This is a genomic window from Paenibacillus luteus, assembly GCF_006542765.1.
GTDB classification, from domain to species: Bacteria; Bacillota; Bacilli; order Paenibacillales; family Paenibacillaceae; genus Pristimantibacillus; species Pristimantibacillus luteus.
In genome coordinates, this window is sequence record NZ_SKCD01000011.1 from 57,683 (window position 1) to 71,672 (window position 13,990).

A 13,990-nucleotide genomic window follows, 5' to 3' on the forward strand; every position below is an offset into this window, starting at 1 on the left:
TGGTTTGTCAATAGCGATTGCAACGGCCAAGGATATATTTTTTTGTCTTATGGGTTGTAAAAGAACATATATCCATAAAACAAAAAGCCGCGAAAAGCGCGGCTTGTAATGAATATATGTTCTTGTTCTCCGACTTTGGCAACTGTGGATTACAAGGGTACATGCCTTTCTCATCTAAGAATTCGCCGTTATGATGTTTACCATCTGTCGCTAAAGATACCGAGGAGAAAGAAACTTGATTGATTTAGTTATCCCAATTACCCATAGTCGTCAAGAAGGAAATCATCTTTCGTATAGCTTTTTGAAAAAAAGAAATCTAAATCTGTTTCCTAATTCTAAACATGTTGTTTCTTAGCAAAATAAACAGTGCACTCAGTATCACGGATAATAATCCCCCGATAACGATGTATGGTGTGCCGAATGCGGTTATAAAAAATCCCCCAACAGCTGTACCAACTGTTGTTCCTATATTTGCTGATGATAAAAATAGTCCATTTGCGAAATCAGGGGCTTTGGGAGCTGCAGACGAGATCCAAAATTGAGCGATATTTCCTCCAATACCAGCTAATATTCCCCAAACCAATGTAATGATAGCCATAGGTGCAGTCAGTTGTCCGAATGAGAATAATAGGATGTAAACGGCTACTAATGCGAAAGGGAAAATGACAACCGTTTTCATGGCATTTTTAGTAAGCAACTTCCCTGCTAAAATGTTCCCAATCACATTTGCCCCTCCATATACGACTAACATTAAGCTAATCGTTTTCCCGGATATATGAGTGATGGTTTCAAGATACTCTGCAAGGTAACTATAAACCCCAAATATTGATGCATTTATAAAAATAACAGCGGCAATTGAAAGCCAAGTTATTGAACTTTTCAACACACTTAATTGTGATCCGTAAGAAAGTTTTTCCTTAACAGGCATAGATGGTACTAATAGAAATGTAGCAAGGAATGTAATAGCATTTATGAAAGCAAAAAATAACATGGCCAATTCAAGTGAGGATTCATTAGCAATATAACTTGTGATGGGCACACCGAGTACTATACCTGCGGATACCCCTAACATTATTTTAGAAACAGCTTTTGGCGATTCTTCATGACTAACGGAGTTAGCTGCTACTGTAAAAGCCATTGAACAATAAATGGGATGAAAAAATGCTGGAATCACACGAGCAATTATTGCAATGGTAAAGTTAGTTGCGAATATGGATACAATGTTACCCAGAATGAAAATACCGAGGACAAGTAACATAGCCTTTTTACGATTTAAACCTGAAAACAATAACGGCATACTCGGAGCAGAAATTGCAACCACAAGTGCAAAAAGACTCACAAACAATCCAGCTCTTGACACACTGACATCATAGTAATCAGCAATCAAAGGCAATATACCAATAACCCCCATCTCGGTATTCAAAATACCGAAAACGCCTAGCGCCAATATAAATATAAGCAAATTACTTTTTTTATCCATAAAACCCCAACTCCAACCTTCCCTACTTCTTCATTCTTTTCTAAAGCAAAGCAAGAATAACCCTTAAAGTCGACTTTAAGTCAAGGGATATTCTACTTCAGAAGATGAAAAAGTGTTGTTGCATTAAAGTGGACTTTAAGATCTATAATAAATAGGATTCTTGAGTAAATGAATCGAAAAATATCATTAAGACTATGGAGGATACCATGAATTTTCATATAAAAGAAGCTGCAGATAAGATCGGTTTGCCCGCACATACACTGCGATATTATGAACAAGAGGGTCTTCTCCCTTTTATTAAAAGGGATGAACATGGCAACCGTATTTTTAACGAATCCGATTTATTATGGTTAGAACTTATTGTATGTTTACGAAAAACGGACATCCCTCTCTCCGAATTACGTGCGATTGTGGAACTAACGAAAGAGGGAGACGGCACTGCCTTGCAACGAAAACAGATATTTGAAAAACATAAAGAGAAAATGATGGAGAAAAAAAGAGACTTGGATAGCGCTTTTGCCAAAATTGAATTGAAAATAGAATATTACGACGAACTAGAAAAGCAAAACCACAAAACAAAGCTTAATGAAGAACTACACGTAAAATGAAATGCAGTGATCGCTGCACTCTCTTCTTCCCCATCATTTTTTCGGAAAAATGCTTGCCTTAAAGTCGACTTTAAGGAGTAAGCTATCCTTGCAGCTCTTAAATCAATTTAAAAAAAGTTGATCGATGCGGATGACATCTTCAATCTATTTGACAAAAGAAAGGTTTGTGTAATTTTATGTGTAATAATCATAAAGGCGAGATCACGACAAGTGTTCTCAGTGTCTCAAGTGCAAAAGCACCATTTGAAAAGACCACTATTGAACGGAGAGAATTACGATCACACGATATCTTGATTGATATTAAATTCAGCGGTATTTGTCACTCTGATATTCACAGCGCATTCGGTGAGTGGGGTGGCGGAATCTTCCCGATGGTTCCTGGTCATGAAATTGCTGGTGTCGTAGAAGCGGTAGGATCAGAAGTAAGCAAATTTGTCGTTGGTGATCGTGTAGGCGTTGGTTGCTTTGTTGATTCCTGCGGAGAATGTGAATACTGCCTCAGCGGCGAGGAGCAATTTTGTACGAAAGGCGTTATCAACACCTATAACGGTTTAGATTATGATGGCAATCCAACCTATGGAGGATATAGTCAAAAAATCGTTGTTACGGAAGGTTTCGTTGTCCGGGTCCCAGACAGTCTGAATTTGGATGTGGCAAGCCCACTATTATGTGCAGGTATTACCACATATTCTCCTCTAAAGCATTGGAACGTTGGTCCAGGCAAGAAGGTTGCCATCTTGGGAATGGGCGGCCTTGGACATGTAGCCATCCAATTTGCTCATGCTTTGGGTGCGGAAGTAACCGTATTGAGTCGCTCTAATGATAAGAAAGAGGAAGCATTGAAATTTGGCGCAGATCATTACTTTGCAACAAGTGATTCTGATACATTTACACAACTAGCTGGTCGTTTTGATCTGATCTTAAACACGGTGTCTGCAAATCTGGATGTTGATGCGTATTTATCACTCCTTCGTATTGACGGAACACTTGTAAATGTTGGCGCACCGTCTGAATCAGACAAGTTTCATGTATTCTCATTAATTATGGGTCGTCGCAGCATTGCCGGCTCGCTCGTTGGTGGAATTCGTGAAACGCAGGAAATGCTCGATTTTGCAGCGGAACATGGCATTGCTCCTAAGATTGAAGTGATCAATGCTGATCAAGTTGGAGAATCGTATGAGCGTATCCTCAAAAGTGATGTACGGTATCGGTTCGTGATTGACATTTCTACTTTGTAACATGCAAAGTCGTTTTCTAATATCTTGAACTGAACCTATAGAAAAGAAGTCTCAACAAAAAAACAGCGGCATGCCTTGGACGAGGTAATGAAGTCCCTAGACTGCCGCTGTTTATTTAAGCAATCGTCTCTCGAGTGCGAAATATTTGACCGTGAACAGCTGTGTGTCCAGACCTATTCTTCATATAATTCAGTAAGGTTTCTTGTACCTTTTACTCAGTTCAGTTCATAAATACTGCCTTACTCCTGTTTGTGCTGCTATCTCCACTGCATCAAGTAACTGATGAAGCTTGACCGCATCCGCAAAACCTGGTGTTAAGGATGTTCCTTTCTGAATGTCCTGGGCGAACTTATGGTATGCCTGAGCTATATTCAGAACAAATCCTGAATCACTTTTAAGGGATTCAGGTACCCAGTAATAGGAATCTGGGATAGTTAATTCATGTAATTCTTGGTCTGTAGGTCCTGCTCCCCGTAATTGATGTGAACCGAATTGAATCGAAGCAGGCGCATTTAATACGATTGTGCCTTTGTCTCCGAAGATTTCAAGTGTAAGTCCTGTCTGATGTCTGACTCCCCCTTGAATATGAACACTGGCAGCTGCACCGTTAATCAATTTTCCCGTAATCAGAATTTGATCATCCGTCGTCTTCTTAATGACTTTGTGGATATCCACTAATTCGACTTCAGGAAACTGTTGTGCGGTGACGGCAGAAAGTTCTGTAAAGTCACCAAGCATGTAGGTGAATGCATCCAGATTATGCCCCCCTACAATGGTGAGCAAGTTCCCTCCAATTTTCCGATCAAATAAGTACGCAGTAGACTTATCACCTACGCCACCCATCCCGTCAATAAATACCTTTAGATTAGCTGACAATACTTTTCCAACATAACCTTCTGCCAATAAGTCTTTCACAAACTGAATAGCCGGAGCCTGCCTGGCCTGTAATCCAATGGCGTTGGGCAACTGGTTTGAAGCTGCCCATTCCTGCATTTCGATTGCTTCAGCAGTATTTGATCCAAGTGGCCATTCGCAGTATATCGGTTTTCCAGCAGGAGCAATGGCTTTGACAGCATGATAATGGTCCTTGACGTTAATACTAACGACGACCATATCCACATCGGCATGTTGAGCCAAATCCGCCATTTGATCAAAGCCGTGGGCTGCGCCGAAAGCTTGAGCGCTCTTCTTTGCACTATCCATATTGCTCGTCCCGACTGCTGTAAGCTCAAACTCATTCAGCTGTTCGATAGCTGGAATATGTGTGCCTCTCGCCCATCCATTATTAATCGAACCGCCAATAATACCTGTACGTATTTTTTTACTCATATAAAACAGCTCCTTATTATTAATTTTGGTGAAATACTAGGGATATATGAATATCTATCTTCCGGTTAAAACTACTCGTGTATTTTATTTAGCCTGCTAACTAAATGTATATATTATAATGAGGTTCCTTTTCCTCAGCTAACTTGATTACTAATATCTGTTGTATATATTTAGCTTGCTAAATATATAGTGGAGAATAGAGAGCTACAACAGATTACTCTCCATTTGTTGCATTAATCGTTTTAATATCAGCCGGTCTTCCGTAGAAATAGATTGAAGTAACTTCTCCTGATGCTGTCTCCATTTCATCTCAACTGGTATCTCTAATGCTTTGCCTTTATCCGTTAGAAAAATGCGCATGATCCTCGCATCTTGCTCATCACGTTTACGGTATATGAATCCGTTCTGCTCCAGTGATTTCACCATGTTCGTTACTGTAGGCGGTTCGCATTTTAAGTGATCACATAATTGCATTTGAGTTACCCCATCGCCTAACCATAAGCGATACAGGAGATTATCTTGACCAACATAAAGGCTAAGCTCTCGTAGAGATTCACCATAATTTCGACGCATCTGTGAGGAAATCCGATCTAACGACTGACGAATATCACAATCCACTGCATCTGTCATGGACTCACCTCCAACCATCCGTATCATATTTAGCAGACTAAATGTATCATGGTAAAATACAGGTGTCAATTTAGCTAGTTCAAGCGGATAGACACAGAATTGGTTCACTTTTTTTGTGGTAAAATAATATTTAGCCTGCTAACTAAGTGTTGAAGCATGTTGTTCTGTTCAGTGACATTAACATCATCATAAATTCATTTGTTTAATTTGCAAAGAGGGCAATATAAATGAACCTAGTACATTTTTTTGTACCTTTAGATTAGGAGCGGTATCCATGAGGGTTTGTAATGAAGGATTTGATAAAACGTTTATCGATGAAAAAAGGGATATGTATGCGATTGCCTTTACCCAAAATGTGCTTTCAGGACGTTGGAAATACTTTATATTATGGTATCTAAAAGGAGAAACACGCCGTTATTCAGATATAAAAAGATTTCTAGGAGGTTTATCACAAGGCTCTCTCACAAAGCAGCTTAAAGAGCTTGAGAACGATGGAGTGATTAAACGTGATGTTCATCCGGAAGTTCCTCCGCGAGTAGAGTATTCATTAACAGACAAGGGAGTTAAATTACTGCCAATCCTGGAGAAGATGCAGGATTTCGGTAAGGAATTCGGAGAAAAGCCTTAGGGATGAGTGTTCACTGTATCGCTCCTGAAAATCAGAGTGCCGTTCTAGTATACAAAAAAACCACGCATAACGCGGTTATCTTAGTCTTATACTCGCTTTGTCATTCAATCACAATGGAATGTTCCAAGCAATACATTAATTGGTATAGTGAAGCAAGATAAGTTCTCTTGAAATCAGGTGGTGTATAGATCGAACCGGATAACTTGATTGCGTCTATTTGTAATTCGCTTAATTTACTCATCGGATACAAACCAAAAGCCAGTGTAAAAGCAGCATAGATAAAGTTCGTAATACTACCCACGCCTGCTTTTGGGAAAAGTTGACTTACCAGATTAAAGATTGCGGAATTATTCGCTATCGATTTTTTCTCGAATTCAGCAAGTGCTTCCACTGAAACATTTTTCTCAATAGTGGTGTAGAGAATAGCATGTAACTCGATTAGGCGTTCATGCTTCATTAACGTATCCGTCCAAATTTCTCCGATCTCTTGAATAGAATACAGCTTATTAATGTGAAATGACTTGCTTAGTTCGAAAATCCAAGACTCAAGATCCTGGTTTAGGATTAAGAGGATAATTTCTTCTTTTGTTTTGAAATACTTATATATGTTTGGTCTTGTGAATTTTGTGTATTCTGATATCGTAGTGAAATTCAATCCTTCGTAGCCTTCTGCGTCATAGATCATGGATGCTGCTGCAACGATTTCTTGAATTCGATCTTGAATCTGTTCTTCAGATCTTGCGCGCTGGTACTTCATGTTTCAGACTCCCCAATCAGAGATTTTATGCATTGGCATCGATACCTCTAATTATAAACGATCAGCAATGTAATGGCGAGTAACCCATCATGCTATCAATGGGGGTCATTTTATAACATGCATCATCATGGTTTTGGTTCCATGCAAAAAGGACGGGATCGTATATAAATCGATCCCATCCTTTCCATATTTGACTCGAATATTACATTACCCTTTCAATGGTCTTGTTTCGACAATGATGTAGTGTGAAATGCGTTCCTTTATTAGCCATTTTCCATTCTGAAGTACATATACATCATGATATTGAACGCTATAGTCAGTAATCATTTCGATGCCCTCTTCATCTCTCACCATTTTCGTCTGTGAGAATAAAACGCCAGTAGCAGTTTCACCATCTATTTTCACAGTGTGTTGTGCGTTTGTAGAGAAGTAACGTTTCACAAGGGAAACATGTCCGTTGAACTCCTGTTCCAGCTGTTCTGTCCCTGTAACATCGGATACCAATTGTTCACCAAAGTAAACCTTGAACCTTGTATCAGGCGTAAATAAAAGCATTTGCTCCGATACTTTTTTTGCATCTGTAAGAGTGGCATAAGAATCTACTAATTGTCTTAACTCCAATTTTGCTTCTAAAATTTCCAGTGACATGATGTTGTCCTCCTAAGATTCATTAATTACACTTCGTAACTTATTATATATTTTAAATTACATCTAGTCAATTAATTTCGTGTTATTGTTTTTGGCATGATTTATGAGATAACGTTGCATGAAGCATACTGCCTAACGAAATTTTCTCTAATTGCTGTTGAACGAACTTAATGTTAAACATAAAAAAATGAAGGGATTGTCCGACTGTGAAAGTCAGACAATCCCTTCAAATTTAAAATCGTTTATTTTTTGAAAACCACTTTGATCGTCGTTTTTTTCCGCTCTTCCATACTTGTGAGATTTGGCCAACAAATGATTCCTTTAATTCTGCAATTGTCGTATCTGTTTTTACCGAAGAACAACCACCCTGTCTGTACTGAAGCTGCTTGGCTCGATCAAAGTCACATGAATGTTGAATGAGGCTACTTCTTTAGCAAGACTATCAGAAATACCTTCAATGGCATATTTTGTTGCGAGATAATAACCAAGTGTTGGGAATGAAGTTAATCCACCAATGGAAGAGAAGTTGATAATATGACCGGAATTTTGAATTCTCCTATGCGGTAGTACAGCGTTGGTCATATTTGGCGTTTAATTCACTTGTGGAAAAATCCCTGTTGTTATCTATTTAATAATGTATTAAAAATTTCCTTCGTCAAATCTTCCGATGGCTTATTTCCATTTTTCACATATTTGGTTGACATGCCAAATATGCTCCAGCTTATCATCATACTATGCAATTCCAATTTTTCAGAAGTCCAATCTGGGTATTCTTGCTTTAGCAAAGCTTTAAAAGCTTTGCCGAGTTCTTCCTTGATGATGGTTTCAATTTTGGGTGTGAATGCCTCATAACTTCGTGAACATTGATTGGCTAACCCACTTTGTAAGGAGATTAAACTTAATAAAATATCATTTAAAGCTTCCGTCGTTAAAGATTCATGCGAGGTTACATCTTTTAATACTCCCTGTAACACATTTTCACTAAGCATGTTCTCCATTAAGTCATATTTATCGTAGTAATGATAATAAAAGGTTGCGCGATTAACAGTTGCCATTTGGGTAATATCTTTTATCGTTATATCTTTAAAGTCCTTCTCTACGACTAACTCCATAAATGCATCCATAATCAGTTTACGTGTTCTTAGGAACCGTGGATCTAACGATTTTTCCATATTATTCACTCCTGTTTTTCGACATTTGAGATGAAATGTCGTATATACAATCTTTCACTTATATTGTTGATTGTTCAGATATTAAAAGAGATTTAAACTAAATTATACAACAAGTGTTGTACATCCGGAAAGTGAACATGCTGCAAGCAATCCAGGATGAATCTATCCCAAAATGGAGGAAAGAAAAATGAGAATTTTAGTAACGGGTGCATCAGGCAAATTAGGTTCCCAAATTGTAGAAAGCTTAGCCGAGAAAATACCGACTTCACATATTATTGCAGGTGTACGGGACACACAATCAGAGAAAGCAGAAGCTTTCATTGGACAAGGGATTGAGGTCCGCGAAACGGACTTCGAAAAGAAAGATACACTGGTTCAGGCGTTCCAAGGTATAGATCGTGTATTTATAGTTTCGACATTTGGCGATGCAGATTCTTCAATCCGTCAACAAACAAATGCTGTAGAGGCAGCAGTAGAAGCTCGCGTTGCACAAATCGTTTATTCGAGTGCACCACGTGCTGATGTGAGTGAATTCTTTCTTGCAGGTATTCACCGTATTCGTGAAGAGATTATTAAAGCATCTGGCATTTCGTACGTGTTTGTTCGCAATAACTGGTATGTAGAGAATGAGTTAGGGACCATTCAGCAATGTTTGAACGGTGCACCCTGGGTTACTTCTGCAGGTACAGGTCATGTTGGCTGGGTATACCGCCCAGACTTGGCGGAAGCAACAGCAAACGTTCTTATAGGCGATGGTCATGATCAAAAAGCATACGAATTATCTGGTGAGAACCTGACACAGCAACAATTTGTAGGTGCATTAAACGAAGTAACGGACAAAGATATTCCACTATTGGCTGTTGATGATGCTGCTTATGGTGAAATGTTAACAGGTGCGGGTTTACCAGAAGACCTAGTCACCATTCTTGTGATGACTCAACAAGGGATTCGTGAAGGCGGACTAGAAAATACTCATTCTGATTTAGAAATGCTCCTTGGTCGCAAACCAACCTCTGTCAAAGAGGCATTACAACAATTATTAAGCTAAACGATTTTCTTATTCTTTTGTAAGTAGGTGAAGAAATGAATTTCGAATTCGGAGTATATTCGTTAGGTGAACGCATCCCGGATGCTAATGCCAATGTATTGTCTGCTAAGGAACGAGTTGAGAATATTATTCAAATGGCAAAGTGGGCTGATGAAGCAGGACTCGATGTATTTGGGATAGGTGAGCATCACCGTTTGGACTTTGTCACATCAAGCTACGCTACCATTCTAGGAGCCATTTCACGAGAAACAAAAAAGATTAAGTTAACAAGTACATTATCTGTTATTAGTACAGCTGATCCTGTACGAGTTTATGAGGACATTGCCACACTTGATTTATTAAACGGTGGACGAACCGAAATTATTTTGGGGCGTGGTGCCTTTTTAGAGAGCTTCTCCCTTTTTGGGGCCAGCTTAGATGATTACGATCAATTGTTTGAAGAGAAGCTTGGACTTTTCATGCAATTGCAAGAGCAAGAAGTAGTCAGCTGGCAAGGTGATTTCCGTTCACCTCTTCATCATGCACAAATCGCTCCACGCCCCGTTCAACCAAATATTCCAATGTGGATTGGTGTAGGTGGAACACCTGCCAGTGCAGAACGTGCGGGAGTGCTTGGTGCAAATATGGCACTTGGGCTATTAGCTGGCGAGCCAGAGCGCGTTCAATATTTAGCTACACTGTATTGGAAAGCAGCAAAAAAAGCTGGACATGATTTATCAAAATTACAAGTTTCAGTTACCGGTCATAGCTACATTGCTGAAGATGGTAAACAAGCGATGCGTGAGTTTACACCTCATTACAATCAATACATGGGACATTTTATGAAAGATCGTAGACAGTTCTTCTCCCCTGTTTCAGTGGAGCAAATGATGTCACAGCGTGCCGCGAATCAAATTTTAGCCGTTGGCAGTGCTGAGGAACTGGCGGAGAAAATTTTGTATCAGCATGAGCTATTTGGCCATACTCGTTTTATGGGGCAATTTGATATGGGTAATCAGCCTTCCGCGCGTGTTGAGAGAGCTATTGATTTATTAGCAAATAAAGTTGCACCGATTGTTCGTAACGCCTTAAATAAATAATTGCATTTATGTCGTCAAACCGAAGGTTAGAAAAGCAGCCACCGCTTCCCACTCGCTGTTTACAATCTCAGCGAGTGGGTCGATGACTGCCACATTCCTCAGCTTGTCTGCTGATGGTCATATTATTTAATTGCCATAAACCTCGAAAGTGAAATGTCCAGCGTGAACGTTTGCCGGCAAGCCATTGTATACAATCCTGACATACCTTCCATTCGCGGCAAAATGATCGATACGTGTCTGCTCAGTAGAAGTTTGTCCCGTTTGGTTCGCTGCTACGCTCCAATCAATTCCATCAGTAGAAACTTGAATGACATATAGGAAATTCCCTTCCTGATGGAACTTCACCTTGGTTCCGATGATCGCTCGTGCCTCGATGAGGTCTACCTGCCACCAGTGACCCACACTGTCGTCTGACGCAAGCCACAAGGTATGCCCAATTCCATCATTTCCTTTAAACGGTGCATGGTTGTCATCTTTCACGCTATCGCTTGAAGCTGGTTTGCCTATGCCAAGCTCACGTCCCGCAATGGCCTGATTGGCTCCGTCACCTTCGTGAGGCTCTTTCTTCTTCAGCAGCTTCCGAAGCCCTTTCATGTCCAAAGTTACCTCGGGAGCAAAATCATCCCTGGCTATATAGGCGATTAGACTGCTGCGAAGCTGTGCCGCCGCCGGCCTGTTCGCCAAATCCTCCTCTATATTAATACCGCAAATGATTAGCTTGCCCTTGCCGACCCTATATTCTGTCAGGTTTGTAAGCTTTCGATTATGATAAAAATTAGGTATTACCTGAACAATCGGATTAAACGGCAATTCGTCATTAATGGCGAGCGATACGGAACGATCGAGCAGATCCTTCCATTGATGCTCAGCATAGCTCAGCGTAGGGAAACCAGTCAGTGCAGGATGTTTATAGTTTACGACAATCCCGCACGGATTCTCAGTTGCAAAGTGGACCGGACTCCAGAACACAGGGTAAAACTTCCCAGGAGCAGCATGCTCGAGTCCGGCGCCTGAGGCAAGGAAGAGAACATTCTGTCCCTCTGCGAGCATGCGCTCTGTCTCACCGTCTAGATGACTCGTCACCAAAATATTCGCCTCCGTAACTTGCAGTTCCGCCGTAGAGGCATATACCCATATTGGCCATTCACTTCGAATGTCGCTTCCTATCCATTCCAGTAATATCGTCAGTCTATCGCTTTGAATAATAGTCTTCAGCACGTCCGAAATGAATTGACCGATAGGTATGTCAGCGCCAAAAGTGATAATAGCTGATTGCAGCAGTCCGCTGTCAAGGACACGTCCTTCTCCATCGGCAATGGTCCATTTGACATTGGAGGCAGGTAGCTCGCTTGCTCCGTAATTTGTAATCGTCACTTCTGCATGAAAGGTGTCTTCGGTCGTATAAATACGTTTTGACATGCGAAGTAATAGCACAGTTGGAGCGCAAAACTCGCGGAATTGTTGAGGTTCAATTAAACCCTTAGATTCCCAAAACGCATTAAGTATACCTACTGTTGCCGTGCTTTGACCCGGAAAATCATGTAAATCAAGCAATTGGAATCCACCAAGCTCTGGTGTGCGAAGTGCAGCTTCAATCTCATCTCTATAAAGCTGAAGTGCCAGCATGCCTGAACCATGAACAAACTTACGGATATCGCCGAGCAAGCCGCGCTTCTTTAAATCCGCTCTAATGACTTCCAGATTGACCGGGCGCAGTGCTCCGCTATAAGAATCAATTTCCTCTACATCCGGATATACGGTGTATTGGCCCACTTCATGGGTGACAACGGGAACAGGCCGCTTAGAAACGGCAACACGGAAGTCAAGTTGAGTGGTATCGGACAATTGCTCTGGGAAATACTGTCCTCTAGCACCGACGCCGTCAACTGTCTGGGAGCAGAACAAATCATCTTCTGGATCTAGCGGGCGATCCCAATTCGTCGTCAATGTGTACAGGCGTCTATTGTCGTTCTCTTTCAGCTCTGCAACCATCTGATGAAGTAAATTAAAATCACCGTTAAGCTCATTCCCGTTGCTGTATATGCAGAACGAAGGATGATTCCCGTAGGCATCTAGTATGCGGCGTGCTTCTTCCGGCAAATACGTGTAATGCTCCGGATGGGTCCCGACAGGCAAGTTCCAAGTATCCATCCATATCGGACTTTCCACTTGCACGTAGATGCCTAATTGGTCTGCGGCTTCGAAAGCCGCCTTCGGAGGGCACCAAGAATGGAAACGGATATGGTTCAAGCCGTAATCTCTCGCCGTCCCGAATAGGTTGAGCCACGCATCAAGCTCCATCGGTGGATGACCTGTTAGCGGAAATATGCAGCACTCCAGCGTGCCTCTCAAAAAGATTGGACGGCCGTTAACCTCCAATATCCTTCCATTGTTCTGAAAACTACGCAGGCCGAATGTCTGCGTTTCTGTTGAATCTACCTGCACATCTCCGAGGATAAATCGGTTTTCAAGTCTCATCTCATAGATGTTTGGTAAAAATTCGTCCCACAGCAGTGCACCATCCCCCATTTCGTACATCCATTCAAAGGTTTTTGACGAGGACGCGGCGATTACCAGATTTTTCGATATCGTAGGTGCCTCATGTCGTGTTTGCCCATGCTTAATACGAGCCGAAATATTAATCTCAGCTCGCGCCTCCATAGATGACGTATTATAATACGTACCCAACAGTTTAACCGTACGCTGCTTTGGGTCAGGGAAAATCTGCAAGTTGCTTAGCCATATTTGCTCCAAAGCTTGAAGCTCGATTCGCCCTATTATTCCGTTCCAAATTGATTGTGTTTCTTCCGTATAAGCGCTTGGATAACTTCCTAGATTCTGAATATCGCGATTGTCGATGCGAATCGTAAATCGATTCTTTTCTCCCGTTTTAATGAATGCAGTTGCGTCGTAAGTATGGGGAATAGATAAACTGTCCTGACAGCCTGCGAATTGACCATTCACCCATAACGTGGATTGGAACATTACCCGTTCCAAAAAGATTTCGAATCGTTTGCCTATCCATTCGGCCGATACTTCTGTCTCATATTCATACCATGCGGCTCCAATATAAGAATGACGCTGACGCAGAGAGCGTACCGATTCACGATTCATCTCCTCGCTCCACTCCTGGACGTCTCCAACACCATTCAGCGTTAGGGTTCCTGGAAGTGTTACAACGTCTTCCTGTCCAGCAATCTGTGACTGGTACCAGCGTTCACTCTCACCGATATCTTGAGGGTCCAGGGCGTAACTCCATTGCCCCTTCATATTAAGAATTTCAGTATCATACTGCTGCATCTGTTCCATATGTCCAACTCCTTGAGGTAGTATAGTAAACGGTTTCACATTGTGGTTGTCTCGTATTTTATTG

Annotated in this window: 13 protein-coding genes; 5 read left to right on the forward strand and 8 right to left on the reverse strand. The window is 41.1% G+C overall.

Features of this window, described 5'->3' with window-relative positions; genetic code table 11:
• Positions 1-316 precede the first annotated feature (316 nt).
• Positions 317-1,480, reverse strand: coding sequence for an MFS transporter (locus tag E0496_RS08300; RefSeq protein WP_141501126.1), 1,164 nt, complete (start codon positions 1,478-1,480; stop codon positions 317-319).
• Positions 1,481-1,686: 206 nt separating this feature from the next.
• On the opposite strand from E0496_RS08300, the gene E0496_RS08305 reads away from it, so the two are divergent.
• Together E0496_RS08305 and E0496_RS08310 are read left to right on the forward strand one after the other, a co-directional pair.
• Complete coding sequence (locus tag E0496_RS08305; RefSeq protein WP_141501127.1) at positions 1,687-2,088, forward strand: MerR family transcriptional regulator; 402 nt, start codon at positions 1,687-1,689, stop codon at positions 2,086-2,088.
• A gap of 176 nt (positions 2,089-2,264) precedes the next feature.
• Positions 2,265-3,326 (forward strand): NAD(P)-dependent alcohol dehydrogenase, encoded by a 1,062-nt coding sequence (locus E0496_RS08310; protein ID WP_141501128.1) that lies wholly within the window; start codon positions 2,265-2,267, stop codon positions 3,324-3,326.
• Positions 3,327-3,551: 225 nt separating this feature from the next.
• Here E0496_RS08310 and E0496_RS08315 read toward each other — a convergent pair whose 3' ends face one another.
• Both E0496_RS08315 and E0496_RS08320 read right to left on the reverse strand, forming a co-directional pair.
• On the reverse strand, positions 3,552-4,655 hold the full coding sequence (locus tag E0496_RS08315) for a Gfo/Idh/MocA family protein (RefSeq protein ID WP_141501129.1): 1,104 nt from the start codon (positions 4,653-4,655) through the stop codon (positions 3,552-3,554).
• Positions 4,656-4,859: 204 nt separating this feature from the next.
• The gene (locus E0496_RS08320) at positions 4,860-5,285 is read right to left on the reverse strand and encodes a MarR family winged helix-turn-helix transcriptional regulator (protein ID WP_141501130.1); all 426 of its coding nucleotides are present in this window, start codon (positions 5,283-5,285) and stop codon (positions 4,860-4,862) included.
• Positions 5,286-5,559: 274 nt separating this feature from the next.
• On the opposite strand from E0496_RS08320, the gene E0496_RS08325 reads away from it, so the two are divergent.
• The gene (locus E0496_RS08325) at positions 5,560-5,913 is read left to right on the forward strand and encodes a winged helix-turn-helix transcriptional regulator (protein ID WP_141501131.1); all 354 of its coding nucleotides are present in this window, start codon (positions 5,560-5,562) and stop codon (positions 5,911-5,913) included.
• Positions 5,914-6,013: 100 nt separating this feature from the next.
• Here E0496_RS08325 and E0496_RS08330 read toward each other — a convergent pair whose 3' ends face one another.
• The 4 genes from E0496_RS08330 to E0496_RS08345 all read right to left on the reverse strand — a co-directional run bounded on the left by E0496_RS08330 (position 6,014) and on the right by E0496_RS08345 (position 8,490).
• On the reverse strand, positions 6,014-6,670 hold the full coding sequence (locus E0496_RS08330; protein ID WP_141501132.1) for a TetR/AcrR family transcriptional regulator: 657 nt from the start codon (positions 6,668-6,670) through the stop codon (positions 6,014-6,016).
• A gap of 207 nt (positions 6,671-6,877) precedes the next feature.
• A complete protein-coding gene (locus tag E0496_RS08335) occupies positions 6,878-7,318 on the reverse strand; it encodes a nuclear transport factor 2 family protein (protein ID WP_141501133.1) in 441 nt (146 codons plus the stop codon).
• A 348-nt stretch (positions 7,319-7,666) separates the two neighbouring features.
• The gene (locus tag E0496_RS08340; protein ID WP_141501134.1) at positions 7,667-7,900 is read right to left on the reverse strand and encodes an SDR family NAD(P)-dependent oxidoreductase; all 234 of its coding nucleotides are present in this window, start codon (positions 7,898-7,900) and stop codon (positions 7,667-7,669) included.
• A 38-nt stretch (positions 7,901-7,938) separates the two neighbouring features.
• The gene (locus E0496_RS08345) at positions 7,939-8,490 is read right to left on the reverse strand and encodes a TetR/AcrR family transcriptional regulator (RefSeq protein WP_141501135.1); all 552 of its coding nucleotides are present in this window, start codon (positions 8,488-8,490) and stop codon (positions 7,939-7,941) included.
• A gap of 187 nt (positions 8,491-8,677) precedes the next feature.
• On the opposite strand from E0496_RS08345, the gene E0496_RS08350 reads away from it, so the two are divergent.
• Positions 8,678-9,538 (forward strand): SDR family oxidoreductase, encoded by an 861-nt coding sequence (locus tag E0496_RS08350; RefSeq protein ID WP_141501136.1) that lies wholly within the window; start codon positions 8,678-8,680, stop codon positions 9,536-9,538.
• 35 nt (positions 9,539-9,573) lie between these two features.
• On the forward strand, positions 9,574-10,617 hold the full coding sequence (locus tag E0496_RS08355) for an LLM class flavin-dependent oxidoreductase (protein ID WP_141501137.1): 1,044 nt from the start codon (positions 9,574-9,576) through the stop codon (positions 10,615-10,617).
• A 126-nt stretch (positions 10,618-10,743) separates the two neighbouring features.
• On the opposite strand, the gene E0496_RS08360 is transcribed toward E0496_RS08355, so the two are convergent.
• Positions 10,744-13,926 carry a sugar-binding domain-containing protein gene (locus E0496_RS08360; protein ID WP_141501138.1) on the reverse strand — a complete coding sequence of 1,061 codons (3,183 nt, stop codon included), beginning with the start codon at positions 13,924-13,926 and terminating at the stop codon, positions 10,744-10,746.
• Between the last annotated feature and the right edge of the window lie 64 nt (positions 13,927-13,990).

What these genes read in the sequence shown, in the direction of transcription:
- E0496_RS08300 (WP_141501126.1), bottom strand. Translation starts at nt 1,480, where the DNA reads ATGGATAAAAAAAGTAATTTGCTTATATTTATATTGGCGCTAGGCGTT.
- E0496_RS08305 (WP_141501127.1), top strand. Translation starts at nt 1,687, where the DNA reads ATGAATTTTCATATAAAAGAAGCTGCAGATAAGATCGGTTTGCCCGCA.
- E0496_RS08310 (WP_141501128.1), top strand. Translation starts at nt 2,265, where the DNA reads ATGTGTAATAATCATAAAGGCGAGATCACGACAAGTGTTCTCAGTGTC.
- E0496_RS08315 (WP_141501129.1), bottom strand. Translation starts at nt 4,655, where the DNA reads ATGAGTAAAAAAATACGTACAGGTATTATTGGCGGTTCGATTAATAAT.
- E0496_RS08320 (WP_141501130.1), bottom strand. Translation starts at nt 5,285, where the DNA reads ATGACAGATGCAGTGGATTGTGATATTCGTCAGTCGTTAGATCGGATT.
- E0496_RS08325 (WP_141501131.1), top strand. Translation starts at nt 5,560, where the DNA reads ATGAGGGTTTGTAATGAAGGATTTGATAAAACGTTTATCGATGAAAAA.
- E0496_RS08330 (WP_141501132.1), bottom strand. Translation starts at nt 6,670, where the DNA reads ATGAAGTACCAGCGCGCAAGATCTGAAGAACAGATTCAAGATCGAATT.
- E0496_RS08335 (WP_141501133.1), bottom strand. Translation starts at nt 7,318, where the DNA reads ATGTCACTGGAAATTTTAGAAGCAAAATTGGAGTTAAGACAATTAGTA.
- E0496_RS08340 (WP_141501134.1), bottom strand. Translation starts at nt 7,900, where the DNA reads ATGACCAACGCTGTACTACCGCATAGGAGAATTCAAAATTCCGGTCAT.
- E0496_RS08345 (WP_141501135.1), bottom strand. Translation starts at nt 8,490, where the DNA reads ATGGAAAAATCGTTAGATCCACGGTTCCTAAGAACACGTAAACTGATT.
- E0496_RS08350 (WP_141501136.1), top strand. Translation starts at nt 8,678, where the DNA reads ATGAGAATTTTAGTAACGGGTGCATCAGGCAAATTAGGTTCCCAAATT.
- E0496_RS08355 (WP_141501137.1), top strand. Translation starts at nt 9,574, where the DNA reads ATGAATTTCGAATTCGGAGTATATTCGTTAGGTGAACGCATCCCGGAT.
- E0496_RS08360 (WP_141501138.1), bottom strand. Translation starts at nt 13,926, where the DNA reads ATGGAACAGATGCAGCAGTATGATACTGAAATTCTTAATATGAAGGGG.